Raw genomic sequence first — 26,634 nt, 5'->3', positions numbered from 1 at the left:
TTTACTAGATTAGTTGCCTTACATCGTAGAAAAATGTTTTTTAACAACTTCATATATATATATAATTTATATCTGTGCGTTTTCAATGATAGTTGTAATTCCTAGCCCACCTGCAATACATAATGTGATAAGCCCATATCTTTTTCCTGTTCTTTCTAGTTCATGTAAAGCTTTTGTTGCTAGAATGGCACCTGTGGCACCAATTGGATGCCCCATGGCAATGGCACCACCGTTAGGATTCACCTTTTTTAGATCAAGTTTTAATTCTTTTATTACAGCTAAAGCTTGTGCAGAAAAAGCTTCGTTTAATTCAATTAAATCAATATCGGCTAATTTCAAACCAGCTATTTGAAGTGCTTTCAAAGTTGAATTTACTGGACCGATTCCCATAATATTTGGTGAGACTCCGACAGCTGCTTGAGCAATTACTCTTGCTTTTGGTTTTTTACCCAGTCTCCTCGCTTCTTCCTCTGACATAAGGACGAGAGCAGCTGCACCATCATTTCGACCACTACTATTTCCCGCTGTTACTGTTCCATTTTCCTTAAAGACTGGTTTTAACTGAGCTAATTTTTCTAAACTAGTTTCTCTTGGATGCTCATCCACTTTAAACTCAGTCACACCTTTTCTTGTTTTTATTCGATATGGAACGATTTCTTGTAAGAATATCTCTGTCGAAATTGCCCTTTTCGCATTTTCTTGACTTCTTAAGGCAAATTCGTCCTGTTCCGTTCTTGAAATAGAATACATTTCCGCTAAATTTTCGGCTGTCATCCCCATTGTTAACATGCCATAATCTTCAACTGGCTGTGAACCTGGCTGGCTTTCTGTATTTGGGTCCAATAACTGGCCATTGCCCGATTTCAATCCAAAACGAATATTTCTCATATAATACGGAGCTGTACTCATTGATTCTGCTCCACCTGCAATAATGACCTTCCCTAGACCACATTGAATTTGTTGACTAGCTGAATTGATTGCTTGTATCCCTGATCCACATTGACGATGAACGGTATAACCGGGTATTTCAACAGGAAAACCTGCTCGGAGTAAAGCGATTCTTGCTAAATTTGATGCATCAGTACTTTGTTTTGCTTGTCCCATTATTACTTCATCTATCATATCTTTTGAAATATCCGCTCGCTTAACCACTTCGTCAAGGACTGTAGCTGCTAAAAAGTCAGCAGGAACATTTTCTAATGCTCCCCCTAGTTTCCCGATAGCGGTTCGAACCGAGTCAATAATAACGACATTAGTCACTTTTTCGACACCCTTATATTTTATTTTTTCCTTCTTAATATCCTTACAAATTAATTTATACTTCCTACAAATTCTCTTGAATAATGTTTTAGTTTTTCTTTATCAATTTCCATGCCGAACCCTGGTCCTTTTGGAATTTTCAATTCAAAATTCTCATATTCAATTTGATTTACTGTTACATTGTCTTTAAATAGAAGTGGACCAAATAGTTCTGTTCCGAATGTTATTTCTGGGATCGTAGAATAAAGCTGTGCACAAATGGCCGTTCCTAATGATGATTCGATCATGGTTCCACCATACATCGGAATTCCAGCTGCTTCTGCAATCGCCGCTACTTTCTTAGTTGCCGTTAGTCCTCCTGCTTTCGGAACTTTTAGAGCAAATACATCGGCCGCTCTATGCTTTGCAATTTGATAAGCTTCTTGAATCGTTCCAAGTGATTCATCTGCCATAATTGGTACTTTAAATCGCAAGGATAATTTCGACATCCCTTCATTATTCCAACGAACTAAAGGCTGTTCAATCACGTCCACGCCGCCATTTTCTAATGCTTCTATTCAATATAGAGATGTTACTTCATCCCAGGCTTGATTAACATCAACACGAACACTCGCTGCTTCGCCAACTGCCTCTTTAATTTTGATGACGTGTGCTACGTTTTTTTTAGGATCACCTTTTCCAATTTTCAATTTAAAAATATTATGCCTTTTTGTTTCTAAGCAATTTTGAGCCTCTTCAATATCCATTGCTGTGTCTCCACTCGCTAATGTCCAAGCAACAGGTAATGAGGGGTGACACTGTCCCCCGAATAATTCATAACTTGGAATATCCTTATATTTAGCTACTAAATCGACCATTGCCGATTCAACTAATGCTTTTGCAAAGTAATTCCCTTTTACATGTATACCGATTATATGTAATAGAGCATCAAAGTTAATAGGGCTTTTTCCAATGATTAATGGCTTAATATACATTTCAATATTCAATTTAATGGCCTCTGGACTTTCCTCAGAGTAAGAGGCTCCACCAATTGTGGCAACTTCTCCCCAGCCTTCCATTCCATCTTCACTTTTCATACATGCCAGCACAATCGTCTGCGTTAAAATAGTATGCATCGCCAAATGATGAGGCCTGATTGTTGGTAAGCCACTACGTACACATCTAAAGAATGTATTTTCATTTTGTTCCCTCCTTTATTGGCAGAAAAAGACGGCATCAGTCTTTTCTCTCACTTCTCCAAGGGTTACACCTGGCATTAATTCGATTGATTTTAATTTATCTGCTGCCACTTCAAAGACTGCTAATTCCGTAATGATCATGTCTACACTTCTTGTTGAAGTAATTGGATAGTGACATTTTTTTAATAACTTACTTCTTCCGTCTTTTGATGTATGTGTCGTCGTTACAATGACTTTTTTTGCCCCCACTAGCAAATCCATTGCTCCACCTACACCCATAATGTTCTTACCTGGAACTGCCCAATTGGCAATTAGACCTGACTGATCTACCTGCAAAACACCAAGTATCGCAACATCAACATGCCCGCCACGAATCATTGCAAACGATTCTGCACTATTAAAGAAAGAGGCACCAATTGTTTCCCCAACTGGCAGCTTTCCTGCATTTACTAAGTTAGGATCGATTTGTTCTTCCGTCACAATGGTAAAACCTAACAAGCCATTTTCTGTATGAAAATAGACATTTTCATCTTCAATGTATTTCGCCACTAACGTAGGAATTCCAATTCCTAGATTTACGATACAAGGACCTGTAAGTTCTTGCGCTGCCCGTTTTGCGATTATCTCTTGAATTTGATGATCTTCATTCATAATCTATCACACCTTCTTTCGTCAGGATTTTTTCGCGATAATCATGCCATCGACGAATAAATGTGGTGTGACAATCTCTTCTGGAGACAATTCGCCAGGTTCAACAATCTCATCTACTTCTACGATGACAACATCAGCGGCTGTCGCCATCAGTGGATTAAAATTGCGAGCTGTCTTGTAATAAATGAGATTACCGAGTGTATCTGCTATCCATGCCCTGATTAACGCTACATCTGCTCGTAAAGCTGATTCAAAAATATATTTATTTCCATTAATTTCTCTTTCTTCTTTCCCTTTTGCTAGTTCTGTTCCTACACTCGTTTTGGTATAATACCCACCTAATCCTGCACCACCAGCTCTAATAGATTCAGATAATGTCCCTTGAGGTAATAGCTCTAATTCAATTTCACCCCTTTGGTAATAATCTCCCACCTCACGATTACTAGTAAAATAAGATCCTATCGCTTTTTTGATTTTCTTTTGTCTAAGGAGTTCACCTAATCCTTTACCTATCTCACCTAGGTTATTGCTGATAACTGTTAATTCAGTACTTCTTTTTTTGTTAACCCTTCAATTAATGTAAGAGGGGCACCGATTAATCCAAACCCGCCAACCATTAACGTTTGGCCATTTTTCACACAAGTTAAAGCTGCCTCTATATCTTAATTCAAATATTTCAAACCTTTTAGTGCTAATTTATAATTCTTGCTTACCATTTCTTTTCTATTAAACTCCTTTACCTTAAGATTAAAGTGGATCATATTATTCAAGTGAAAAGGGGAAAAAACATGATTTCCAAAATGGAACATACGGCCATTATTGTTTCGGATATGGACCGGTCTATCGAGTTTTATACAAAAATCCTTGGGTTTAATATTCGCCTTCGTGGAGACAATCCAAATAGGGAGCTAGCGTTTTTATATCTTGAGTCACAGCCCGATATGGAAATTGAGCTGATCCGTGATATTAATCCTGTCGGAGAGTATGCAGAGTGTGGAATCGTGAATCATCTTGCATTTACGGTCGAAGATATCGCCCTGGCCATCCACCATTTCAAGGAAAAAGGAATTCATTTCACATCCGGGGAACCAAAGCCGACACTGGAAGGCGGACGTATGATTTTGTTCTATGGACTAGACCGCGAGCTCCTCCAACTTGTAGAGCGTGTGAAATCTTGACACTTTTATAAAAGCCATCTACATTCCTCATGAAATGTGGATGGCTTCCTTATCCCTTTCAGGATAGGCACCTGAATTTAATAAACAGAAAAATAAAAAGGAAGAAGTGTTGGAGCACCTCTCCCTTCAACCCCACTGATTGGTTGATTGTTACTTTTTAAATAACCAGCCTTTTTGACAAACAAAAAAATCATGCTTCCTTCTCTACATATTCATTTAGTTTATCCTCAATTTAAGGCAAAATTAGCATGATAATCACGAAACGTTGGATTTTCTCCACAGACCATCAAGCCTTGCCCCCAGTTTACGTGAACATCGGCAGTCGGTTTATCCAACGGATCACGATATTGGAATAGTACGTTTCTACGCGGCCGGTTACTGCGATTACTATCCGAACCGTGTACCGTTAAATAATTAAAAAACAGTACATCCCCTGCTTCGGCAGGGCAGGGAGTCCCTATGGAAATCGGATATTCCTTATGATTTAAGTAGTGACTGCCTACATGAGAAAGTGGTCCTTCTTGATGAGATTTTGGTATCACCCTTAGGCATCCGTTTTCCAAGTCTGCATCATCAAGGTGAACACTAGCTGCCAGCACGGTATGACTTTCATGTGGGAAATACGGATGATCCTGATGCATTGGAAAAGCTGCTCCCTTTTCAGGTGGTTTAACTAGCATTTTGGAGTGATGTAATTGCACATTCGGTCCGATCAGCTTTTGCAAAACAGACACCATATTAGGATGAATAACCGCTCTTGAGAAAGACGCATCATGATAATGAACGTCATGGAAACCTTTTAACACAAGTTTCTTTAACTCGTTTGCGGGGATGTACTCCCCTTGCCAGGCATGATTTCGATCATGTTTAGTATTTGCTGCACGTTTAATAATGCGTTCAACCGCCGTTTTCATTTGCTCTACTTCCTCTTTAGAAAAAACCCCTTTAACAAGTAAGTATCCATTTTCTTTATAAAAATCAGCATCCTTTGAAGTAATCATGATAATTTCCTCCTTTATGATTAATAGTATAATTGTTATAATTTTAAGAAAATAATGGATTCCAGTCTTTATCAAAAGAGGCTGTTTTTTTGTCTTTTGAAGACATCGGAGGGATATTTTTGGTCGTCCAATCATGTAAACTCAGTGAAGGAATGTTGAATCAATATGCAATGCGGCCGATTGGAGAAGAAATTTCCTTTAAGGTGCATTATTGGGGAGTGAACCCGGAGCATTTTAATAATCCGGTCCATAGGCATTCATTTTTTGAAGTTTGTTATGTACTAAGTGGAGAAGGACAGTATAAAGACCTGGATGTACAATATCCGTTAAAGAAAGGTACAGTATTTTTATCCCGTCCGAACATTCATCACCAAATTTTAAGCGAAACCGGACTTTTTCTTGTATTTGTTGCTTTCGAGATTTTACATGAACAATCAAAGGTTGATGCCATTCGCATGTATAATCTACTGGCGAAAACAAATAGAATTTGTACCAGTGTTGCTGATGATTCCCCAACGGCCTTAATATGGAGGGCATTGGTAGATTATACGTCAAACGGCGGTGCCAACGATTTTAACTTCATTACTAATATGGCACACACGCTCATCCTGTCCTTTAGCACTATGTTTTCCGAAACAAATCAGAGAAGTCGAAATCAGGAAAAAATGTTTTCGAATCGTTCTACCACCCATTTATATCAAGCAAAGCTGTTCATTCGTGATAATTTATCAGAACCATTGAAGCTAGAACATGTCGCCAACTATCTTCACATTTCTAGTCGTCATTTATCAAGGCTCTTCTCCACTGAACTGTGTGATAGTTTCTCCAATTATATTCGCAAGGAAAGGGTAAGAGAGGCGGCTCGCCTGCTTGAAATGACAAGCATTCCTATTAAAGAGATAGCTGATGTCACCGGCTTTGGCTCAGTGCATTCCTTTACACGCGTATTCACTACAATGATGAACGTTTCACCCGCTAAATATCGCAATAATTATGTGAGTAAGAAAATATAGTCTAAAAAAATAAGCCCATTAAATAAGTGGGCTTATTAAGGAATATTTAATTGAGTCGATGATTTTATTTATTACTCATCCTTTTGTATTTAGGCTTATACCGGAAATTCACAAAATGAATGCTTGTGGCAACTAATAGCATCCCGACAATCAGTGTATATGTCACCGTTTCTCCCAAGAAAAGCACGCCGAGGAGAACAGCAACAATAGGAATAAGAAACGTATAGGAACCAACTTTGCTTGCCTCACCCGCATTAACAAGCTTGTAGTAAAGGATGTAGGCATATGGTATGCCAATGGTCGCACCAAAGCAGAGCCCTACTATGTAATATCGATTCCATTCGATTGCTGACCAGCTTTCAAACACTGTGCCGGTCCCTAGGAGGAAAATGCCTCCAATCACAGATTGAATCGCCACCATCCAAAATGCATTCACTTCTTTGCTTACTTTCTTTACGTAGATAACACCTGACGCCCAGCTTACCGCTGTTAGTAACCCGAGTGTCACTCCGATTGGTGAGATATGAACGGTCAAACCGTCGACACTAACCACTGCGATCCCAACGAATCCAAGCAACAAACCCATGATTTGGATTGGCGATAAATATTCTCCAAGGAACAGCCAAGCGAAAAGGCCAAGTAAAATCGGCTGGAAATAGACAAGTACGGAAAACAATCCACCCGGTAAATAGAGCAATCCTAATGTCTGAAGCCCGAAAAAAAGGATGGAGTTAAAGAAAGCCGCAATAAAGTACTTCTGCCAGTTATTCCGCCAATTGATCGCCTTCCGCGTCTTCCAAATAATTAGTGTCAACAAGATTCCACCTAACAGTGTACGCAGTCCTGCATAAAGCAATGGCGGTGAATAGGGTACTGCTAATTTATTGATTGGCCAGCTTGCGCCCCAGATCAAAATGAGCACGAAAAGCGCAGCCTTCGATTTTGTAGACATATTTTCCATCCCCTTTTCAACGACAAACAAGCAGGTCGAACTCCTCACCGTAAAGTTCAAAGAGACGACGCACTGATGCATAGCCTCACGATAGTATAATACTTTGCAGACTCTGCTTATCGCAGTATCTTCTAAAAGACTACGAAATGTTTAGCCTAATTTCAATAGATACGTTTTATAGCACACTGAATGCTTCATCTTCCATATTAAACCTCCAAGTTACTGATTGCATCTACCGTAATATTGTTCTTGACTAACTTTTCGTTAATATATTTGGCAAAGGCAAGGGCATGCGCACCATCACCGTGAATACAAATGGTATCTGCACGAAGCGAAACTTCTGTTTTTTGCTGGGATACTACTTTTCCTTCTGTCACCATTTTCACAATTTGCGCGACAGATTGTTCTTGATCTGTAATCATCGCATCCATTTGTGAGCGAGAAGTCAAAGACCCGTCCGCTTGATACGTTCTATCTGCAAATACCTCATGCGCCGTGCGTAAACCGATCTTTTCTCCGGCTTTTGTCAATTCACTGCCGGCAAGGCCGAATAATATTAAGGTCGGGGATACGTCATAAACCGCTTGTGCAATGGCTTCGGCAAGTTTGCGATCCTTGGCAGCCATATTGTACAAAGCACCATGGGGTTTTACATGCTGCATTTTTTCATTGAACGTCATTAAAAACCCTTGCAATGCCCCAATTTGGTAGACGACCATGTCATATCCTTCTTGAGGTGTAATAGCCATTTCCCTTCGCCCGAATCCGTTTAAATCTGGCAAACCAGGATGTGCTCCAATTTTGACCCCATTGGCAACGGCCATCTTTACCGTTTCTCTCATTACACTTGGATCTCCGCTATGAAAACCACAGGCAATATTTGCAGATGTAACGTATTTCAAAATTTCTTCCTGTTCCCCAAGCTTGTACCGGCCAAAACTCTCCCCTAAATCACAATTCAAATCCACTTGAAACATGTTTCTCCCCTCCATCTTGATCACTCGTCCACCAAACAAAAGCGCTTTCATAATTATGTAGTTTTGAAATTCGGAACTCTAGTTTTGAAACTTAAACCCATTCTAGCATAAATATTTTCAATTAAATATTGTTTACGAAATTGCCCAAAAATTATAAATATCATAATATTCTATATTCCTAGTCTTGTTTTTAAATATAAACTATAATGTTTGTAGTATCCGTTTAACAGAACTTGGTTACCGAAATTCGAAACTCCGAGGAGCTGTTTATAATGGCCCATCAGAAAAATAATGTTAACATAAGGTCTTTAGGGGACTCTGCTCTTGTGATTCAGTTAGGCTATGGAATGAGCCCCGCCATCCATGAAAAAGTGAAAAATCTATCCAACTTATTAGAAAAAAAGCCGTTTACAGGATTCATTGAATCTGTACCGTCTTATAATAGCTTGACTATTTATTACAATCCTGTTGTCGTCTATTTGTCCAACCCTGATAATGGAGCAACAAGTCCTTATAAAAAAGTAAGCACCTTCATTATGGAGTTACTAGATCAATTAGGAACGAGTGAAAAACCCGAACAACGGCTAATAACCATCCCAGTCTTGTACGGGGGAGAATTTGGTCCAGATTTAGAGTATGTAGCAACGTATCATGGACTTTCTGTTGAAAAAGTCATTCAAATTCATTCGTCAAGTGACTATTTAGTCTATATGATTGGCTTTGCGCCGGGGTTTCCGTTCATGGGGGGAATGGACGAAAGAATTGCCACACCACGTAAAGATTCACCCCGCCTAGCCATCGCGCCGGGATCTGTCGGAATTGCTGGTAAACAAACAGGCATCTACCCGCTGGAAACACCAGGAGGATGGCAAATTATCGGCCGCACCCCGCTTGATTTGTTTCTTCCCGAACTTTCACCGCCAACGATGTTACAGTCTGGAGATAGAATCCGCTATGCACCAATTTCTCATGAAGAGTATGCTTCCTATAGGGGGATGAAACAATGAGCATTAAAGTGCATCAGCCTGGATTATTGACTACAATCCAAGATTTAGGGAGATTTGGTTCACAAAAATTTGGGGTACTCGTAAGTGGAGCCATGGATCCTATTTCTCTTAGAGTGGCAAATTTACTCGTTGGAAATAACGAAGGAGAAGGCGCACTTGAAATTACCCTGTTTGGGACAACTCTCGAATTTGAAACGGATGAGTTAATTGCTATTACAGGCGGTGACCTGCAGCCAGCGATTGATGGAAATGTTGCACCGATGTGGCGGCCGGTCCTGATTCGCAAGGGTTCTATTTTACAATTTAAATCCGCCATTAATGGATGCAGGGCGTACGTGGCCTTCGCAGGCGGAATCGATGTTCCCGAAGTGATGGGAAGTAAAAGCACTTATCTTCGTGCGGCGATTGGAGGGCTTCACGGCAGATCATTACAAAAGGGGGATGTATTTGAAAGCGGAACCTTCAATACACTCAGTCGGGCATTGGTTCATCAGCTTGAACGAATGACTACTCATATTCCATGGTCAGTTAACTATACAGAATTTATTAGTTTCAATAAAACACAAACGATTAGGGTTTTACGTGGGGCTGAGTTCGAGCGTTTCGATACGGCTAGTCAACAAACGTTTTTATCAAACCGCTATACCTTAACCACTCAGGCCGATCGGATGGGCTATCGGTTGGAAGGCGAATCACTCAAACTATCAGAGAAGTTTGAGTTGTTATCAGAAGGGGTTACGTACGGGACCATTCAAGTACCTTCAAACGGAAAGCCGATTATTTTAATGGCAGATCGACAAACGACTGGAGGATATCCCAAAATCGGTCAAGTCATTTCCGTCGACCTGCCTTGTTTGGCCCAGATGCAGCCCAACGCTAACATGGAGTTCAAGGAAGTTTCACTTGAGCAAGCAGAAATAGAATTAATCATGCAAGAGCAGATGCTCCGTGAATTAGCGTTAGGCATTCGCTTTAAAGCACTTTATGAATAAGAGGACAGGTGCAGATGAAAATGTGGCTTTCAAGTTGATGGCGTTTATTAAAATGCATAAGCAAAGATTAGGAGAAATCCTAATTTTTTTTCATTTAATAACACTATCATTCTTTGATTTGATGACAAAGAAAATAGATACAAACGATCGATTACGCGTAGATTACAAACTAAACTATTAGTTTAACAGAATAAACATGAATTAAATAGTAGTAAAAATACACTGAGTTCATGATAAAAACGAGTACTTTTTTATGTTGTAAATATTCAAAAGATTATGATAAATTGTTGTTGCGTACGTTACTTAGTGAATTCTTCAGTCAGTTATTTGAGAGATCGGGTAGCATACAAATTGATTAATAGAAAGCGTTTTCATTTATTGAAATTCCGAGAGATTCTTTTAGATAAAAAGGAGGCGTCTATTAAATGAGAAAAAGGGTATTAACAGTAACAGTATTAATATTAATCTCTCTAGTAACCGTAAGTGCCGTTGGAGCAAGAGCACTATATGTAACAAAACCGGTCCCATCGAAGGATAGACATTCTATTTCAGAAATTGTTTATCCTCAAAGCCTATGGGAAAAGGTCGTTACTGGTAGTGGGTTCATGGAAGGTATTAATTTTGACCGTAACGGAGAAATATGGATGGTCAGTCCAGCCACTGGAGAAATAATGAAGGTTGAAGGTTCAAAGGTTTCAATTGTTGGTGAAAAATATAAGGTTCCTGTTGGAGCAAAATTTCACAAAGATGGACGACTCTTTATTGCTGATGGTACAGGAGAACTTTATGCTTATAACACTACTACTGGTCAGCGTACTACCATTGTTAATTCGTACAATGGTTCGTCATTAAAAGGACTTAATGATTTGGTTTTTGATAATGCCGGTGGACTTTATTTTACCGAGCCAACAGGATCTAGTGCAACGAAGCCAACAGGCCGTGTCTTCTATCTTCCGCCAGACGGTTCCGGATTGCAGCTTTTTCAAGAAAATATTGCTTATCCTAATGGAATAGCCATCTCAGCAGATGGACAACGTGTTTATATCTCTGAATTTGGCACAAATCGAATTATCTCTGTCCCATCAAAAAATGCTAAGGATCAACGTGAAGTTGCGTTTGTTTTCGGTCAATTTGAAGGCGGAATAGGTCCAGATGGTTTAGCTGTTGATACAGAGGGAAATCTTTACGTAGCACATTTCCAAGCAGGGGAAATTGTAGTACTTGACCCTAGTGGATTTAAATATGGGACGATTCGTCTTCCTGAAGGTGCGGGGACATTTTCCACGAACCTGACTTTTCACGATGGATACCTCTATGTAACAGAATCATCGAAAAATGAGGTTTGGCGTATTAAGGTGAAAAAGAATGGTTTGGAGCCATACGGATTACAATAGACTATTAATAGCAATTTTGTAGTCTTCCCATGCTATATTTCTCTCGGTTTTTCTAGGGCTGTTGCTTAAACAGCTCCTTTTTTTGTTTTACCCCCTTAACGTAAAAAATCTTTATCTTTCAGTAACATTCAAAAAAGCTGAATCAGGAAGTTGTTAGGGGCTAAACAACTTTTGATTCAGCTCTTTCTGTTAATGAACCCATTACCTCTGGTTTTTCATTTACTCTACGGGAATCAGACCCTAATCAGTTTTACAAGTTGACCCGGTTGCACTAAGGAAAGCAGCGGCACATCCGCCTCCACTACCCTTCCGACCACATTGACACGCTCATCGGCTGGAAGGTCATGAAGCGTGATTTGAACCTCTCCTCGATATCGTCCATAGCCGTCATTGTCTCTCGTAATCGTCCCCACCGGCCGTGCCACCGTATTCTCAGCGACGACCGAGCCTGAACTTCTCGTATCCATAAGCCTGAGAACGTCACGGGAAAAATCAGGGCGAAGCCGGAACTCTCCTGCTTGAAAACCTTCGATTCGGACCGAAACACGATGATGGCAGTCAAAATCCATTAATCGCTGAAGAAGGTCCTCACTTACCTCGGGATCGCCGATATAGACATCCTCCACATCCGTCCGAAACAACTCTAGCGCCGCCAGATACGGATCAACTTCACGATGCGTTTCCAAGGTGGGCAGCCCTTCAAACAGAGGGCCTCGTTTCTCACCGTCTCCTGGAATATACGCACTTACCGGAATACCATACCGTCTAAAAAGCGCATTTTGTGATTGAAAAAACGATTCAGCTAATCCCGTTTCACACCTAGGATAGAAATTATGCCAAGCCAGTAGCTGACTAGCCTCTAACCCGCCTTCAAGGAGAGCGCGCACATCTTCCTCAAACAAAATGCTGGCATTGAGCGCAAGTTTGAATTCCTTCCCCAGGTTTAGAATCGTATCATTTTCAAAAAAGTCATCCAAACGCAAACCGATGACCCCTAAGGATTTTAACGAAGATAAACTTTCCAATCCCAAATGGGCAGGTGTTCGTGCCGATACATCGGCATAAACCTCTATTCCAGCTTCTTTTGCTGCTTTAAGCAACGATTTCGCACGGCCCGCTAAATCACCTGACTCTTCAGGGATGTGAAGCGAAGTAAACGCCCGCCTCACACCCATTTTTCCTGCAAGCGCAATCCGCTCTTCTGCTAAAGGGTCATTTAAATAGAAGGAAATACCAATCAATCAAATTCACCAGCCATGTCATCATTGAAGCCGAATAAATAGGTGAACAAGAAACCAGCAGCATAAGAAATTAACACACCAAGCAGGTAAAGCAGGACTTGCCCAGAAACGACTAGGAAGGCAAGCGGTAAACCAGATACACCAACCGCGATTGTTGCGACATGGAAGACAGCCTGGAACGCACCGCCGACACCTGCACCTAAGCAGGCAGTTAAGAATGGACGGCCTAATGGTAAGGTCACACCGAAAATAAGTGGTTCGCCAATTCCGAGAATTCCTGCAGGCAGACCCCCGCCAATCGCTCTTTTTAAGCGTGTTTTCTTCGTCTTAAAGTAAATTGCAAACGCAGCGCCGACTTGTGCGGCACCACCCATAGCCAAGATTGGCAGAAGCGGGTCATTTCCAAGCGTATTAATTAACTCCAAGTGAATTGGTGTTAAGCCTTGATGTAAACCAGTGACAACGAGCGGCAGGAAGGTTGCCCCAAGCACAAAGCCAGCCACGACACCACCCACATCAAGCAGCGAAGTTAATCCTTTTGTAATCGCATCTGAAACGAAACCACCAAGCGGCATAAAAACAAGATAAGTTACAATACCAGTAAGCAATAAAGCAACCGTTGGCGTGATAAACAGGTCAAGCGATTGTGGAACATAACGACGAACTCGTTTTTCGACAAGGGCTATAAAGATGGCTGCAAAGAGAACTCCAATTAAGCCGCCCCGTCCAGGCAGTAAGGCGGTATCAAACAATTTAATGCCTGCTACAGCAGGGTTAATGATTAAAATACCGGCAATCGCCCCAAGTGCGGGTGAACCACCGAATTCTTTCGCCGCATTGGTACCAACTAAAATGCCAAGGTAACCAAATAAACCGCTTCCAATCACGGACAAGATGGTCGCCAGTTGGGAATCCGCTGCTAACCAGCCCGCTTGGACGATTGCTTTGGTGATCCCTGTAATCAATCCGGAAGCGACAAGTGCTGGGATTAATGGAATGAAAATACTAGAAATTTTTCGTAAGAACAGCTTAAATGGTGTCGCATTCTTTTTGTTAATTTCAGCTTTTTTGCTGGCTGCCTTTTCTTTCAAATCGATCCCGCCAGCAGCATCTATTAATCTACCAAACTCTTCTGTCACCCGGTTTACCTTTCCAGGGCCTAGGATAATTTGAAGTGTTTCTTCCTCTACCACTCCCATGACTCCGTCTATTTTCTTAATGGCAGCCTGGTTAACAAGTGCGTCATCCTTCGGTGTCACACGAAGTCTTGTCATACAATGAGTATAATTTTCAATATTCGCTGGGCCGCCTAATTGTTCAAGAATCTTTTCTGCTAAAATTTTATTCTCTCCAGCCATGCTAATTCCCCTTCTCTCTGTTGTTTTTTCAAAAGTGAACTTCTTATTCCAAGTCAGTAGTGCAGGACGATAAGAGATGGAATGGTGTTCACATCACCTCCTGAAAGGACTATTTCCCTTCCTTAATAAACCGGATCGCTTCTCTTGTTTTATCAATGGAATGAATTGTATCCTCATATTGAACGGTTGCCATCGATAAAAACAAAATATCCATGATATATAACTGCGCAAGGCGTGATGAAGTGGCTGCACTTCGAAACGGAGCCTCTCCTGAATATGCGGTAAACAACTTAATATCCGCCAGAGCAGAGACCGATGATTGCCCATATTTCGTTAAACTAATTGTTTTAACGCCGCGCTCTTTTGCGAGTGCCATAACTTTAATCACCTCAGGTGTCTCTCCTGAGTGGGAAATTCCAAACACCAGATCATCCTTATTGGCATTGGCAATCAATGTAGCAACAAGATGTGTATCCGAAAAGGCGGTTGCATTTTTATGAACCCTAAGGAGCTTTTGCTGCGCGTCCCTAGCGATGATGTTTGAAGCCCCAATTCCAAAAAAATGAACATTTTGAGCAGTCGACAAGGTGTGCACAGCACGTTCCAATTCATCGTAATTGATCATCTCTTCCGAGTCGCGGATGCTTTGGATGCTATTACTCGTTGTCTTCTGAGCGATAGAGAAAAAAGATTCACCAGGCTCGATGTCACGGTACCCTTGTTCAACTGGTTTCACTAGATCCCCAGCAATTCGTACTTTTAAATCTTGAAAACCGTTTAAGCCCAAGGACTTACACAGCCGAATCACAGCAGCACCACTTGTATTAGCCTGCAATCCGATGTCATGAACGGTACTGTTTAAAATCGCTTGAGGATTATCAAGAATAAATTCAGCAATTTTCCGCTCGGAAGCCGGAAGCTGTTCCAGCATATTTTGAATCATTTTTAATCCGCCTGCTGCCACACCAAAGACCACCTTTTTTTAAATTACTCTGCCACGATTTGGATTGCTTTTTTTACATAGCCATTCGCTTCTGTTAATAATCGTTCAGCTTCTTGTTTATTTCTATTCGTTTTTATCATGACGATCGCTGTTTTAACTTGTAGATCGGATGCCTCTAGTGTTTCCAAAGCCTGTTCATAAGAAACCCCGGTAATTTTACGGATGATGCCGATCGCTCGTTCCTTCAATTTTTGGTTGCTCACATGAACATCTACCATTAAATTCTCATAGGCTTTTCCTAAAAGAATCATTGAAGAAGTTGAAATCATGTTCAAAATCATTTTATGGGCGGTCCCTGATTTCAAGCGAGTTGAACCAGTTAGTACCTCTGGACCGACAATTACTTCGATGCTTTGGTCGGCTTCCTTACTAATCGCCGCATTTTTATTGCACGAAAGAGCAACGGTTTTCGCCCCAATGCTTCGTGCATAGCGAAGGGCACCAATGACATAAGGTGTCCGCCCACTCGCTGCAATTCCAATAACGGTATCATCTTTAGTCAGACCCAATTCCTTCAAATCGAATACACCAAGATCAGGCTGATCCTCTGCTCCTTCGACTGCTTTCAAAAAGGCGCCTTCTCCCCCTGCCATAATCCCTTGGACCATTTCAGGGTCCGTACTGAAGGTTGGCGGACATTCGACTGCATCGAGAACTCCTAATCTACCGCTCGTGCCTGCACCTAAATAAATGAGGCGCCCGCCGTTTTTAAAGGATTCAAACACAAATTGAACCGCTGCCTCCACATCTGGTAACACATCCTTGACCGCTAGTGCGACCAGTTGATCTTGCTCATTCATGATTCGTAATATATCGATTGGATTTGCTGTATCTATTTGCATCGACTGTTCATTTCGCGATTCTGTCGTTAATAATTCAAGATTTTCTGTCATTTTTTTGGATCCTCCTGTAAGTCTTTTCTGAGGTGAAAACGGTTACCCGTACATTTATTATATTACACATGAAATAACATTTCAATATTTTTATTAAAATAGTGAAATGTTATTTTAAAACACTATTGTACTGAACTGTTTATTTGGACATTATTCAAGCAAATAGCGGCGAATCGCCTTAGCAACACCAACTTCATTATTCGTACCAGTCACCTGATCCGCTAATTGTCTCAACTTTTCGGGCGCATTTCCCATCGCAATTCCAAGGCCGGCAACCGAGAGCATGAGGGCGTCATTGTAATTATCACCAATCGCAGCCGTTTGAGAGAGTGGAATCTTCAACTCCTCGGTCAGTTTCATAAGAGCAGACGCCTTTGTCACACCAGTGGGGGTAATTTCTAAATTAACAAAGTTAAAACTGCTGCTAATTTCCATATCGACGCTCTGTTCCTTCAGACGTTTGGTAAAATCAGCAAGCTTGTTCCCATCATCAAAGACAGCAATTTTTGTAATGTTCGGCTCTTGTTCCTTTACGTATCGGTAAAAGTCGTCAACCACTTTCACCTGACATTTTTCTCGAAAACTTTGACAATGTTGACGTTCTCCCCCTGATTTTTCAAGGGTAGGAATGTTATTTTCAATCCAGTTTTCGTTCCATTTATTCACCTGTGGGACCAGGAGCGTATCCCCCTCGTAAAAGTGGGCATAGATGCCCTCCGACTCACATAATTCCCAAAAGCTCATCAGCGGCTCGTATTGAAAAACTGATTGCTCGCTGACCTCACCATTTTCATCGATCATTATCGCCCCATTGTAAGCAATGATCGGCTCACCCTTCAGTCCAATCGTACGGGCAATCCATTGGGTTGAAAGCGGGGAACGCCCGCTGCAAATTACGACTTTTCCCCCTCGTTGACGGTATTCGTGGATTGCCTCAATCGTTTCCACATCAATCTCTTTTTCATCGTTTAATAATGTACCGTCCAAGTCCGTCGCTAATAGTCGATATTTCACCTATAATTTCCCCTTTGTAATTTTATTTTATTTTTAATATAATATTACTGAAATTTAATTTCAAATTATAGTGGTGCCTGACACCACTTTTTTAGGACCAAAATTTATATAATATTCTGATTTTCAAACAAGAATCACCTATACTGTAAGAAACATTAAAATAGACAAAACAATGAAACGGGGAAACCAAATGCTCTCGAATACAGTTAAAGAAAAACTAATTTCCATTGTAACCAAGGAAAACTTCGATGATTCCCAAGTCGAACGCTTAGTTTACTCATATGATGCCACACCGAACTTCCAGTCGATGCCTGATGCGGTCATCAGCCCGAGGAATACGATAGAAGTTTCTCAAATCCTAAAGGTATGTAATGAGCATAAGGTTCCAATTGTTCCGCGCGGTTCCGGGACAAACCTTTGTGCTGGGACATGCCCAACCGAGGGCGGGATTGTCCTGCTTTTTAAGCATATGAACGAAATCCTCGAAATTGATGAGGAAAATTTAACTGTCACCGTTCAGCCTGGTGTCATTACCCTTGATATGATTAATAAGGTCGAAGAAAAAGGGCTGTTCTATCCTCCTGATCCAAGCTCGATGAAAATTTCGACGATTGGCGGAAATATCAATGAGAACTCCGGTGGGTTGCGCGGGCTTAAATACGGGGTGACACGCGATTATGTCATCGCCCTTGAAGTCGTTCTGCCAAATGGCGACATCATCCGGACCGGCGGAAAGCTGGCAAAGGATGTTGCTGGTTACGATTTAACCCGTCTGTTTGTCGGATCTGAAGGCACGCTAGTTGTCATTACCGAGGCCACACTCAAATTGATTCCGATGCCGGAGACGAAACAAACGATGCTAGCCCTTTACCAAGACCTATCTGCTGCCGCAAACTCGGTTTCAAAAATCATTGCTAATAAAATTATTCCTACAACACTAGAGTTCCTTGACCAGCCAACCTTAAAGGTAGTCGAGGAATTTGCTCAAATCGGGCTGCCTACCGATGTCAAGGCTGTTCTTTTAATCGAGCAAGACGGCCCACCCGAAGTAGTCGAGCGTGATTTAATCAAAATGGCGGAAGTTTGTAAGCAGGAAAAAGCTGTTTCGATTCAAGTCGCCGCTTCTGAGGCAGAAGCAGACGCACTTAGAACAGCACGACGGGCGGCCCTTTCTGCGATTGCCCGCTTAAAACCGACGACGATACTCGAGGACGCGACGGTTCCTAGGTCAGAAATTGCCAATATGGTGCAGGCGATCAATGAGATAACTGAAAAATACCAGCTGACCATTTGTACGTTTGGCCACGCCGGAGATGGAAACCTCCATCCAACCTGTGCAACAGATGCAAGAAATCATGAAGAAATGGAACGGGTCGAAAAAGCCTTTGAGGAAATTTTTGAAAAAGCGATTGATTTGGGCGGAACGATTACCGGGGAACATGGAGTCGGCGCAATGAAAGCCCCCTACCTTGAATGGAAATTGAAAGAAGAAGGAATTGCAGCAATGAAATCTATTAAAAGCGCGTTTGACCCAAATAACATCATGAATCCTGGGAAGGTTTTTGCCAAAGACAGCAAGAAACGCGTGGTGATTACAAGATGACAACCGTGAAAGAAAAACAAACGATTCAAGAACAATTTAAAGCGCGGATGAATGAAGATGAACTGCTCAACTGTATGCGCTGCGGATTTTGCCTGCCAACCTGTCCGACCTATATTGAATCAGGCTACAAAGAATCTCATTCTCCAAGAGGCCGGATCGCACTAATGAAAGCCGTTGTGGATGGGCTGATTGAGCCGGATGAGGATTTTGAGCGCTCGCTTGAACTCTGTCTTGGCTGCCGCGCCTGTGAACCGGTCTGTCCGTCCGGTGTGAATTATGGCCATTTACTCGAAGAGGCAAGGGACATTATCCATCAAAACAAAAAGCACTCTCTGCCAGCGCGGGTTGTCAGAAAAACCGTTTTTCAAGAGCTGTTCCCGCATCAGAATCGCATGCGCGGGGTGGTCGGCTTAATCGGATTTTATCAGCGCTCCGGCATTCAAACGATTGCCCGAAAAATCGGCTTTTTAGGCCTGTTACCTGACCAATTAGCCGCAATGGAAAAAGTATTGCCCAATGTGCCAACGATGAAAGAGATGAAAAATCGGCCCACCTATTTACCAGCAATAGCTGAGAAGGTCCACAGAGTTGCTTTTTTCAGCGGCTGTTTAATGGACACGATGTTCCTGAAGTCAAACGATGCCACCATGAAGCTACTCCAAAAAGCCGGCTGTGAAGTGGTGATTCCGCAAAATCAAACGTGCTGCGGGGCGCTCCACGGTCATAGTGGAGAAAAAGAAGCAGCCAAAGACTTAGCCAAACGGAATATTAGGGCCTTTGAGGACCTTAACGTTGATTTCATCATTACCAACGCCGGTGGATGCGGCGCCTTCTTAGTCGATTATGATCATTTACTGAAAGATGATCCTGCTTGGAAAGACCGCGCTAGAGACTTTAAGGAAAAGATAAAGGATATTTCCGAAATATTAGCAGCCGTCGATTTTCATAAAAAGGTAACATTAGATCTTCCTGCGCAGGTAATCACCTACCAGGATTCTTGCCACCTAAGAAATGGCATGAAAACATCCGCCGCACCAAGAAGACTCCTTCAAGCCATCCAAGGGGCAGAATATAAAGAAATGAAGGATGCCGATCGGTGCTGCGGTTCGGCCGGAATCTATAATATTGTCGAATCAGAGATGTCGATGGTCATGCTCGACGCAAAAATGATTGAGGCCAAAGCGACACACGCAACGACGATTGTCACCGCAAATCCAGGTTGCTTATTACAGATGCAGCTTGGCATTGAACGGGAAGGATTATCTTCTACAATGCGGGCGGTCCATATCGTGGACTTATTAGTTGAAGCGATGAAATAAGACTGCTCCATTAAAAAAGGATTTTCAAGTAACTGTACTTCATAATTCACTAGCTCGATTTGATATAAAATAGAAAAGGCAGAACCGCTTTTGAGAAGCTGTTCTGCCTTTATACTGTTTGTCGATAAAAATAATAGTACATTCAATTTCTTGCTAATCGATAATCTGAAGGACTAAACTGCATATACTTTTTAAACATGCGGCTAAAATAATTGGCATCAGGGAAACCTATTTTGGCAGCAATCTCACTTATTGGCAAATCAGTCATTTCTAAATACGACAAAGACATGTCAATTCTCATTCGATTTAAATAATCAATCAAACTAATCCCTACTTCTTTTTTAAACAAATGACTAAAATGATGCCGGCTTAAGCAGCAATATTGTGCTATTTCAATCAGCGAAATACTCTTCTGATGGTGTTCTTTAATATAACCGATAGCTTGTTGAATGACAGGACTTACTTTATTTAAATTCGTGTTTACTGATTGCTCGGTAAGCCAAACCGCATATTCACAAACCTGATTAACAAATTTATCGTAACGAATAATATGATACAAGTTTTGAATAAAATTAGTATTATTTGAATGGATCGTTATTGCATTTGCACCTGAATCTATCACCCGTTTAGACAATAATAAGACGATGGACACTACTTCTGTTTTGAAAATATCCTCATTAAAATGACTAGCCACAGCTAATTTTTCCAGGAGGCGTTTCAAATTTTGAATGGTCCCTTCTACATCCCCAATTTTAACAAGCGCCAGCAGCTCTGCCTTTTCTTCATTAAACGGATTGATTACTGGCTCCTCGTTATTTCGTTTCATTTCACAATGAAAGATTAATTGATTACCTTGAAAAAAGCGGCCTGTCATGGATTTCCTTGCTTCTAAAAACGATTGGTAAAGCGCATATGGATCCTGATAATATCGACCAATCCCTATGGATACTGACAGGTCAATAGAATTAGTAGCAAGTTGGATTTCTTTTGCCATATGAACCATTTTTCTATTAAACTCATTTACTGAATCCTGCTCCTCTAATTCTAAAAGAAGAGCTAGAACTCCCTCTTCAATCCAATTCCAAAGAAAAGGAATACGTACGGTTTCCTCAATTTTTTCCACTAGCTGCTGGCCAACTTTTTTTCTCCACTCCAACGAATTCCCGCTCGCGCTTGCTATATCTGGATAACGATCGATTGAAATAATCATAACTAAATGTGGATGAATAGAAATCCCGAATTTTTGTTGTAACTCTGCAAATGTCCCTTCATGAACAAGCGTTCCAGAGAGTAGAAGATGCGAAAAAGCAGCTCTGATTGGATCTTGCTTCATAATCATTCCCCTCGTTCATCCTGTCTTTCTAAGTTAAAGAAAAAGAAGAAGCTTCCTGTGGCTTCCTCCTTAAACAATTACTATTCTATTTCTCCAATTAACTCTTCGACTAGTGTGACGATTTCTCCTTCTTGAATATAATGGAAAATGATTTCAATATCAGGATGGAAAAATCTGTCCTCTTGTACAGTTGGTATTTTCTCTCGAATAAACTGATGAACTTTTCCAGTGACGATTGATGGATTCAATGTTTCATAGAAATCTAAAGCCTGTGTGCCCAGCATCAGTTCAATCGCTAAAATATATTGAAGTTTCTTTGATATTTGATAGGCTTTCTTAGCAGCAAAATAGGCAAAACTCACCACATCCTCTTGATTGGCACAAGTGGAGACATTATCGATGGTAGCTGGATGGGCAAGAACTCTGATTTCATTTAATAATCCTGCAGCCGTATACTGTGGAATCATATAGCCATTATTCAATCCGGGATTGGCCACTAAAAAGTTCGGCAGTTCACTTACATGATAATTCACTAATCGATCAATCCTGCGTTCCGTTATCTTGGCTAAGTTAGCCATCGCGATACACAAGGCATCTGCATCCATTCCTACGAGGGAGCTGTCGAAGTTTCCTCCCATCAGGGCAAGCCCATCTTCCCCTTCAGGCCAGATGATTGGGTTATCACTGGTGGACTGCATTTCATTCATCAGGTTTTCCAGCGTATTTTTTAATACCTTCTTTACCGCACCATGGACTTGTGGAATACAGCGTAGACTTAGAGCATCTTGTAATCGATAATCTTTGTACTGTTCAACAATTTCACTACCACTCAGAATTCTCACTAAATTTCGAGCTGTTTTCCCCTGTTCCTCGTGTTTTTTTACAGAATGGAGGCGAGGATCAAAAGCTTTTATCGTACCCTTTAATGACTCAAACGACATAGCCCCTGAAATATCTGCTGTCTTCACAGCTTGAATCGCATTGTATAAGGCGAGCGTGGCGATTGCTGTAACCGAAGTCGTACCACTTATAAGTGCTAGTCCTTCTTTACAACCTAAGATAACCGGTTTTAGTCCTGCCTTCTCTAAAGCATCACAACCTGAAAGGAGTTCACCGTTATACCAAGCTTTTCCTTCACCCATTAACACTAAGGCAATATGTGCTTCAGGAGCAAGGTAGGCCACTGAACCATCACCGGGTACAACCGGTAATATGTCATGATTTAATAATCCGGACATAAGTTCTAAAACCTCTAAACTGACTCCTGAAAATCCATGCCCTAAATGGTTTAGGATCATTAGCTGAATCGCTCTAACCACTTCTTTTTCCAGTGGCTCACCTACCGAGACAGCATGTGATCGAACAATATTTCGTTGTAGTATTTCAGCATCGTTCTTCGAAATCACTTCTGTTACATTACTGCCAAATCCGGTTGTCACTCCATAAATCGCACGCTCTTCTTGTAAAAACTTTTCGATTAATCCACGTGATGTTTTTACCCTGCTGCAATACGTATCCGTAAAGGAAACTTTTGCAGAATATCTAGCAACAGCGATCACCTCATGAAGCGAAAGCTCATGATCTCCAAGAATAACCTCTTTAATATCTCTTGGCTGTAAGTATTCATTCTTGGTCATCTAAAACACCTCATTATTCAAAAATAAAGCTTATGATAAATTTCTTTTGCTTGAAGGCGAAGAATCTATGATTGGAGAGTTCCCCGTTTCAAGTTCTGGTTTATTAACATCACTTATCGATAGATACTTTGTTTCTGGTGCCCATGCGATCGATACAATTGTTCCAATCAACAGTATAACACTCATCGCAATCATTGATGGTCCCATCCCCCATGAACTAACACTAACTGGTAACAGAAAGGTTCCAATGGCAGAACCAATTCGGCTGACAGCAGTAGTTACGCCGACACCTGTGCCACGAATTTCTGTAGGGAAAAGTTCTGCAGGATAAACTAATGTAAGGTTTGATGCCGCAGACATAACAAAAGTAAAGGTAGCAAAGATAATGATCGCTAAAGTTTGCGAATCCTTAGGCAATACACTTAACAAAAATAAAGAAATGGTAAGTATGATAAAGGTAGAAATCGTGAAGCTTCTTCGCGTAAGCTTTTCCGTACACCAAACTCCAACGATCGATCCAACTAGCAGGAAAATGTTCAGTTGCATATCAACACTAAACGTTTCTTCAAATCCCATTTTACTTAATATCGTAGGAAGAAAGGTATAGATGGCGAAATATGGAACAACCTGACATAAATAAAATAACGATCCAAAGGTTGTCCGTTTCCAAAGATGTTTACTGAAAAGATCGACCATACGGAAGGCTGTTTTGGAATTTTCTTTAATCGTTTCATCCAGGATGGCATTGGGTCCAATATATTTTCTAACGATGGCACGAGCCTCTTCCACACGTCCCATTTTAATTAACCAGAGTGGCGATTCTGGAGTTCCAATACGCAAAATTAATAAAAGGAAAGCGGGAATGGCAGCACTCATAAGCATCCATCGCCAAGAGTCCGGGCCTGATTTTTGTAAATAAAAACCTACAATATTTGAAACGACATAACCAACTGTCCAAAGTACATTTAAAGAAGAAAGCAATAATCCTCTATACTTTCTAGGGGCAAACTCAGCTAGTAAAGTCGACCCAACAGCGTAGTCTCCGCCTAATGCAATCCCAATCAATAAGCGTAAAATGAATAGCGTCCATGGGTCATTGACAAAAAACTGTAAAGCAGAGGCAATCGTAATAATCAGAAAGTTAGCTAAGTAGATTTTTTGTCTGCCAATGCGATCAGATAATCCACCTAGAAATAGGCTCCCAAAAAAGAGACCAATTAAAGCCGAGCTTCCGATTAATCCTTCCCATATAGGTCCAAGTTTCATTTCTGGTCCTAATAATGAAAGCGCCATTCCAATTATCCCTAAAGCAAAACCATCTGAAAAATTAGAACCGAAAGTAAGTGCAGTAATACGAAGATGAAATTTATTAAGCGGGGCATCATCCATTAAATATTTTTGATTGCTCATAAAAAACTCCTTTTCACTGTTTTTTAATTTTTCAGATAAATACTCTCAAAAAAAATAACTTAATTCCCTTTCATCGTTATTTAAGCGTTTACACTTTAGCTAACTAAATTATAATGCTTTGAAATACAGAAGGCTCTAGATAATCATTCGAACTATTAGCACAATGTTGCTATTGTAAAGTAATTATCTGTGCATAAAAAAGGAGGGAACCCGAATTTAAGGTTCCCCCCTTATTAATTATTAAATTCATTTGAAAATCGATGAAGTGAAAACATGGAGATATCATCATTTGTTTTACCTTCAGTAACTAGATCACAAATGATTTTTCCTATGATGCTTGCAAATTTAAAGCCATGTCCTGAAAAACCAGCGGCTATAATGACATTTGAAAATAACGGGTGATGGTCAATAATAAAATGCTCATCAGGAGTAAGTGTATAAAGACAGGTTTTACCTTTAATCAGGTGACCATTGGCTTTTGGCAGATACTTCTTAATAAAGTTTCGAGCCTCATACTCATCTGATAAATTCACCCCGTATTCCCGATTGAAGCAATCCGGATCTACCTTTTCTCCTCCATCATGCCTTCCGATTTTTACCCCACTTCCATTGATATTTGGAAAGCCATAATAATGTTCATCTAATAAATCAATCGTGAAAGCCGGAAAACGACTGGAATCATAAAGAAAATCATCACATTCAAACCATGAGACTGTTTTCCGTGTCGGCTGAAGAGGAATGTCTAATCCTGTTCCCTCAAGGATTTTTCCTGTCCAAGCGCCCGAACAGACAACCACATAATCAGCAACATATTGCTCGCTATTTGTTTGTACAATGGCACCTTCACCAAACTTTTCAATTTTCTCCACTTTTGTAAATGGCACCAATGTCATCCCATTCGCTAAGCCAAGTCGGCGATAGGCTCGAATGCATTCTTCACTAAATAACACTCCTGAATTTTTTTCTAAACATCCAACGGATCCTTCTGGTAAATTGAAGCCTGGCCACCGAACATTTATCTCATCACTTGATAGTATTTCAATAGGTAAAGAAAATTCTTTTGCACTTTTGACAACTTCCTCGATAAATAAAGAGCCCTCTGCACCGACACACAATACTCCTGTAGAAGAAAACAAATCCATTCCTGATTCTTGTTCTAATTCTCGCCATAATGCTTGAGCTCGGAGTGCAAGCGGAACATATTTCCTTCCTTCTCCATAGGCATGGCGAATGATTCTAGTATCCCCATGATGGCTGCCCAAGCTATGGGGGGGATCATTCGAATCTAGTAATAATGTCCTTTTTCCAAGCTTCGATAAATAATACCCTGCAGCCATGCCCATAGACCCTGCGCCTACAATAATCACATCATAGTGGTCCATCAAACGATCACACATCCTTTCATACACCTTTTTAAGTATGAAATAATAATATCAGAAATTTCTTTCTTAATAGAAGAAACTCGGTCTTTTTAATCTCCAGAAGAGCTTACTTTCTACCTATTAGTTGTTGGAACACTCCTGCAAATTTTAGTCTTAAAGTCCTTCAACTCTTTAAGGGACTACCATATGAGTGAATTCAACAGGCCATATTGTCGAAAATCTACATGCCTCGTCTATTTTTGTCTCCTTTTATCTTGTTTTATCGAATCTATTCCATATCAGTCAAAAGATGCTATAATTCAATTCATCTCTATTAGAATCTTTTTTTACTGAAATTTTACGAGGTGTTATCGGCAATGAGACTAGAACAATGTGAAGCTGCTATTAAAGAGAAACAAACCGAAATGATTAACTTAGGAATGACAAAAGGACTTCAAAATGAAGAAACCATCTTTTGCAGCCAAGAACTAGACAAACTGCTTAACGAATATAATAGGTTATTATTAGACGATAAACATTCTAATCCCCTAAATCCTTATGTTGACCTTTTCACAATATTTACAACACATGTACATAGGATTTTATCGATTCCTTACAGATCATTTTTCATTTAATTTCAATAGTGGTACCTTCAATTTAAGTCCTTTGAGAACCATTTCTAAATGTGTTTGAATTCGTTACTAATTTAGAGAGAATGCACCCATGGCATTCTCTCTCTTTTTTGTCTTTTTTTTTGGAATAAAGGGAAAAAGCAACGTAGGAAGGCTCTACGTGACCGAAACCGTTCAAAGAAGGATGAGAGGGTCACGTAGGAAGGTTCTACGTGACCGGAACCGTT

General features: G+C 40.7%; 22 protein-coding genes and 2 pseudogenes. 8 read left to right on the top strand and 16 right to left on the bottom strand.

Annotation, left to right across the window (positions count from 1 at the left end; all coding sequences use genetic code 11):
* Positions 1-66 precede the first annotated feature (66 nt).
* From J7E63_RS07645 to J7E63_RS07630, 4 genes and pseudogenes are all read right to left on the bottom strand, one after another.
* Positions 67-1,260: a thiolase family protein gene (locus J7E63_RS07645; protein WP_215010907.1), complete on the bottom strand. Its 1,194-nt coding sequence runs from the start codon at positions 1,258-1,260 to the stop codon at positions 67-69.
* A 50-nt stretch (positions 1,261-1,310) separates the two neighbouring features.
* Positions 1,311-2,375 (bottom strand): annotated as a pseudogene (locus J7E63_RS07640) (muconate cycloisomerase family protein).
* Between the two features lie 78 nt (positions 2,376-2,453).
* On the bottom strand, positions 2,454-3,089 hold the full coding sequence (locus J7E63_RS07635; RefSeq protein WP_215010906.1) for a 3-oxoacid CoA-transferase subunit B: 636 nt from the start codon (positions 3,087-3,089) through the stop codon (positions 2,454-2,456).
* Positions 3,082-3,706 (bottom strand): annotated as a pseudogene (locus tag J7E63_RS07630) (CoA transferase subunit A). Before J7E63_RS07630 ends, J7E63_RS07635 begins: the two are co-directional and overlap by 8 nt.
* A gap of 171 nt (positions 3,707-3,877) precedes the next feature.
* Here J7E63_RS07630 and J7E63_RS07625 point away from each other — a divergent pair.
* Entirely contained in the window at positions 3,878-4,267 is a 390-nt protein-coding gene (locus J7E63_RS07625; RefSeq protein WP_215010905.1) for a VOC family protein, read from the top strand.
* A gap of 227 nt (positions 4,268-4,494) precedes the next feature.
* Here the strand turns inward: J7E63_RS07625 and J7E63_RS07620 are convergent, their stop codons facing one another.
* Positions 4,495-5,268 (bottom strand): phytanoyl-CoA dioxygenase family protein, encoded by a 774-nt coding sequence (locus tag J7E63_RS07620; protein WP_215010904.1) that lies wholly within the window; start codon positions 5,266-5,268, stop codon positions 4,495-4,497.
* A gap of 89 nt (positions 5,269-5,357) precedes the next feature.
* Between J7E63_RS07620 and J7E63_RS07615 the strand changes: the two genes are divergently transcribed.
* Positions 5,358-6,281, top strand: coding sequence for a helix-turn-helix domain-containing protein (locus J7E63_RS07615; RefSeq protein ID WP_215010903.1), 924 nt, complete (start codon positions 5,358-5,360; stop codon positions 6,279-6,281).
* A 64-nt stretch (positions 6,282-6,345) separates the two neighbouring features.
* Here the strand turns inward: J7E63_RS07615 and J7E63_RS07610 are convergent, their stop codons facing one another.
* Entirely contained in the window at positions 6,346-7,242 is an 897-nt protein-coding gene (locus tag J7E63_RS07610) for a DMT family transporter (protein WP_215010925.1), read from the bottom strand.
* A 197-nt stretch (positions 7,243-7,439) separates the two neighbouring features.
* Positions 7,440-8,210 (bottom strand): LamB/YcsF family protein, encoded by a 771-nt coding sequence (locus J7E63_RS07605; RefSeq protein WP_215010902.1) that lies wholly within the window; start codon positions 8,208-8,210, stop codon positions 7,440-7,442.
* Positions 8,211-8,482: 272 nt separating this feature from the next.
* On the opposite strand from J7E63_RS07605, the gene pxpB reads away from it, so the two are divergent.
* The 3 genes from pxpB (at position 8,483) to J7E63_RS07590 (ending at position 11,603) form a co-directional block, all read left to right on the top strand.
* Entirely contained in the window at positions 8,483-9,217 is a 735-nt protein-coding gene (pxpB, locus tag J7E63_RS07600) for a 5-oxoprolinase subunit PxpB (RefSeq protein WP_215010901.1), read from the top strand.
* The gene (locus tag J7E63_RS07595) at positions 9,214-10,209 is read left to right on the top strand and encodes a 5-oxoprolinase subunit C family protein (RefSeq protein WP_251033417.1); all 996 of its coding nucleotides are present in this window, start codon (positions 9,214-9,216) and stop codon (positions 10,207-10,209) included. Before pxpB ends, J7E63_RS07595 begins: the two co-directional genes overlap by 4 nt.
* 425 nt (positions 10,210-10,634) lie before the next feature.
* A complete protein-coding gene (locus J7E63_RS07590) occupies positions 10,635-11,603 on the top strand; it encodes an SMP-30/gluconolactonase/LRE family protein (protein ID WP_215010900.1) in 969 nt (322 codons plus the stop codon).
* A gap of 233 nt (positions 11,604-11,836) precedes the next feature.
* Here the strand turns inward: J7E63_RS07590 and J7E63_RS07585 are convergent, their stop codons facing one another.
* From J7E63_RS07585 to J7E63_RS07565, 5 genes are all read right to left on the bottom strand, one after another.
* Positions 11,837-12,844, bottom strand: a complete 1,008-nt coding sequence (locus J7E63_RS07585; RefSeq protein ID WP_215010899.1) for a MupG family TIM beta-alpha barrel fold protein — start codon at positions 12,842-12,844, stop codon at positions 11,837-11,839.
* A complete protein-coding gene (locus J7E63_RS07580) occupies positions 12,841-14,202 on the bottom strand; it encodes a PTS transporter subunit EIIC (protein WP_215010898.1) in 1,362 nt (453 codons plus the stop codon). The genes J7E63_RS07585 and J7E63_RS07580 overlap by 4 nt, the downstream gene beginning before the upstream one ends.
* 109 nt (positions 14,203-14,311) lie before the next feature.
* A complete protein-coding gene (locus J7E63_RS07575; protein WP_088089843.1) occupies positions 14,312-15,166 on the bottom strand; it encodes a MurR/RpiR family transcriptional regulator in 855 nt (284 codons plus the stop codon).
* 23 nt (positions 15,167-15,189) lie between these two features.
* A complete protein-coding gene (gene murQ / locus J7E63_RS07570; protein ID WP_215010897.1) occupies positions 15,190-16,098 on the bottom strand; it encodes an N-acetylmuramic acid 6-phosphate etherase in 909 nt (302 codons plus the stop codon).
* A 150-nt stretch (positions 16,099-16,248) separates the two neighbouring features.
* On the bottom strand, positions 16,249-17,112 hold the full coding sequence (locus tag J7E63_RS07565) for an HAD family hydrolase (RefSeq protein ID WP_215010896.1): 864 nt from the start codon (positions 17,110-17,112) through the stop codon (positions 16,249-16,251).
* Positions 17,113-17,302: 190 nt separating this feature from the next.
* Between J7E63_RS07565 and glcD the strand changes: the two genes are divergently transcribed.
* Entirely contained in the window at positions 17,303-18,715 is a 1,413-nt protein-coding gene (gene glcD / locus J7E63_RS07560) for a glycolate oxidase subunit GlcD (RefSeq protein WP_215010895.1), read from the top strand.
* On the top strand, positions 18,712-20,034 hold the full coding sequence (locus tag J7E63_RS07555; protein WP_215010894.1) for a (Fe-S)-binding protein: 1,323 nt from the start codon (positions 18,712-18,714) through the stop codon (positions 20,032-20,034). Before glcD ends, J7E63_RS07555 begins: the two co-directional genes overlap by 4 nt.
* A gap of 142 nt (positions 20,035-20,176) precedes the next feature.
* On the opposite strand, the gene J7E63_RS07550 is transcribed toward J7E63_RS07555, so the two are convergent.
* From J7E63_RS07550 to solA, 4 genes are all read right to left on the bottom strand, one after another.
* Complete coding sequence (locus tag J7E63_RS07550) at positions 20,177-21,367, bottom strand: AraC family transcriptional regulator (protein ID WP_215010893.1); 1,191 nt, start codon at positions 21,365-21,367, stop codon at positions 20,177-20,179.
* 80 nt (positions 21,368-21,447) lie between these two features.
* Complete coding sequence (gene hutH, locus J7E63_RS07545) at positions 21,448-23,004, bottom strand: histidine ammonia-lyase (RefSeq protein WP_215010892.1); 1,557 nt, start codon at positions 23,002-23,004, stop codon at positions 21,448-21,450.
* Positions 23,005-23,034: 30 nt separating this feature from the next.
* The gene (locus tag J7E63_RS07540) at positions 23,035-24,414 is read right to left on the bottom strand and encodes an MFS transporter (protein WP_215010891.1); all 1,380 of its coding nucleotides are present in this window, start codon (positions 24,412-24,414) and stop codon (positions 23,035-23,037) included.
* A gap of 233 nt (positions 24,415-24,647) precedes the next feature.
* Positions 24,648-25,811, bottom strand: a complete 1,164-nt coding sequence (gene solA, locus J7E63_RS07535) for an N-methyl-L-tryptophan oxidase (protein WP_251033416.1) — start codon at positions 25,809-25,811, stop codon at positions 24,648-24,650.
* 341 nt (positions 25,812-26,152) lie between these two features.
* Here solA and J7E63_RS07530 point away from each other — a divergent pair, with 341 nt between their 5' ends.
* Positions 26,153-26,410, top strand: a complete 258-nt coding sequence (locus J7E63_RS07530) for an aspartyl-phosphate phosphatase Spo0E family protein (protein ID WP_215010890.1) — start codon at positions 26,153-26,155, stop codon at positions 26,408-26,410.
* Positions 26,411-26,634 lie beyond the last annotated feature (224 nt).

This window comes from Bacillus sp. ISL-75 (genome assembly GCF_018613095.1).
Note: the sequence above shows the minus strand (reverse complement) of the source record. Positions and strands in the feature narration are given on the sequence as shown.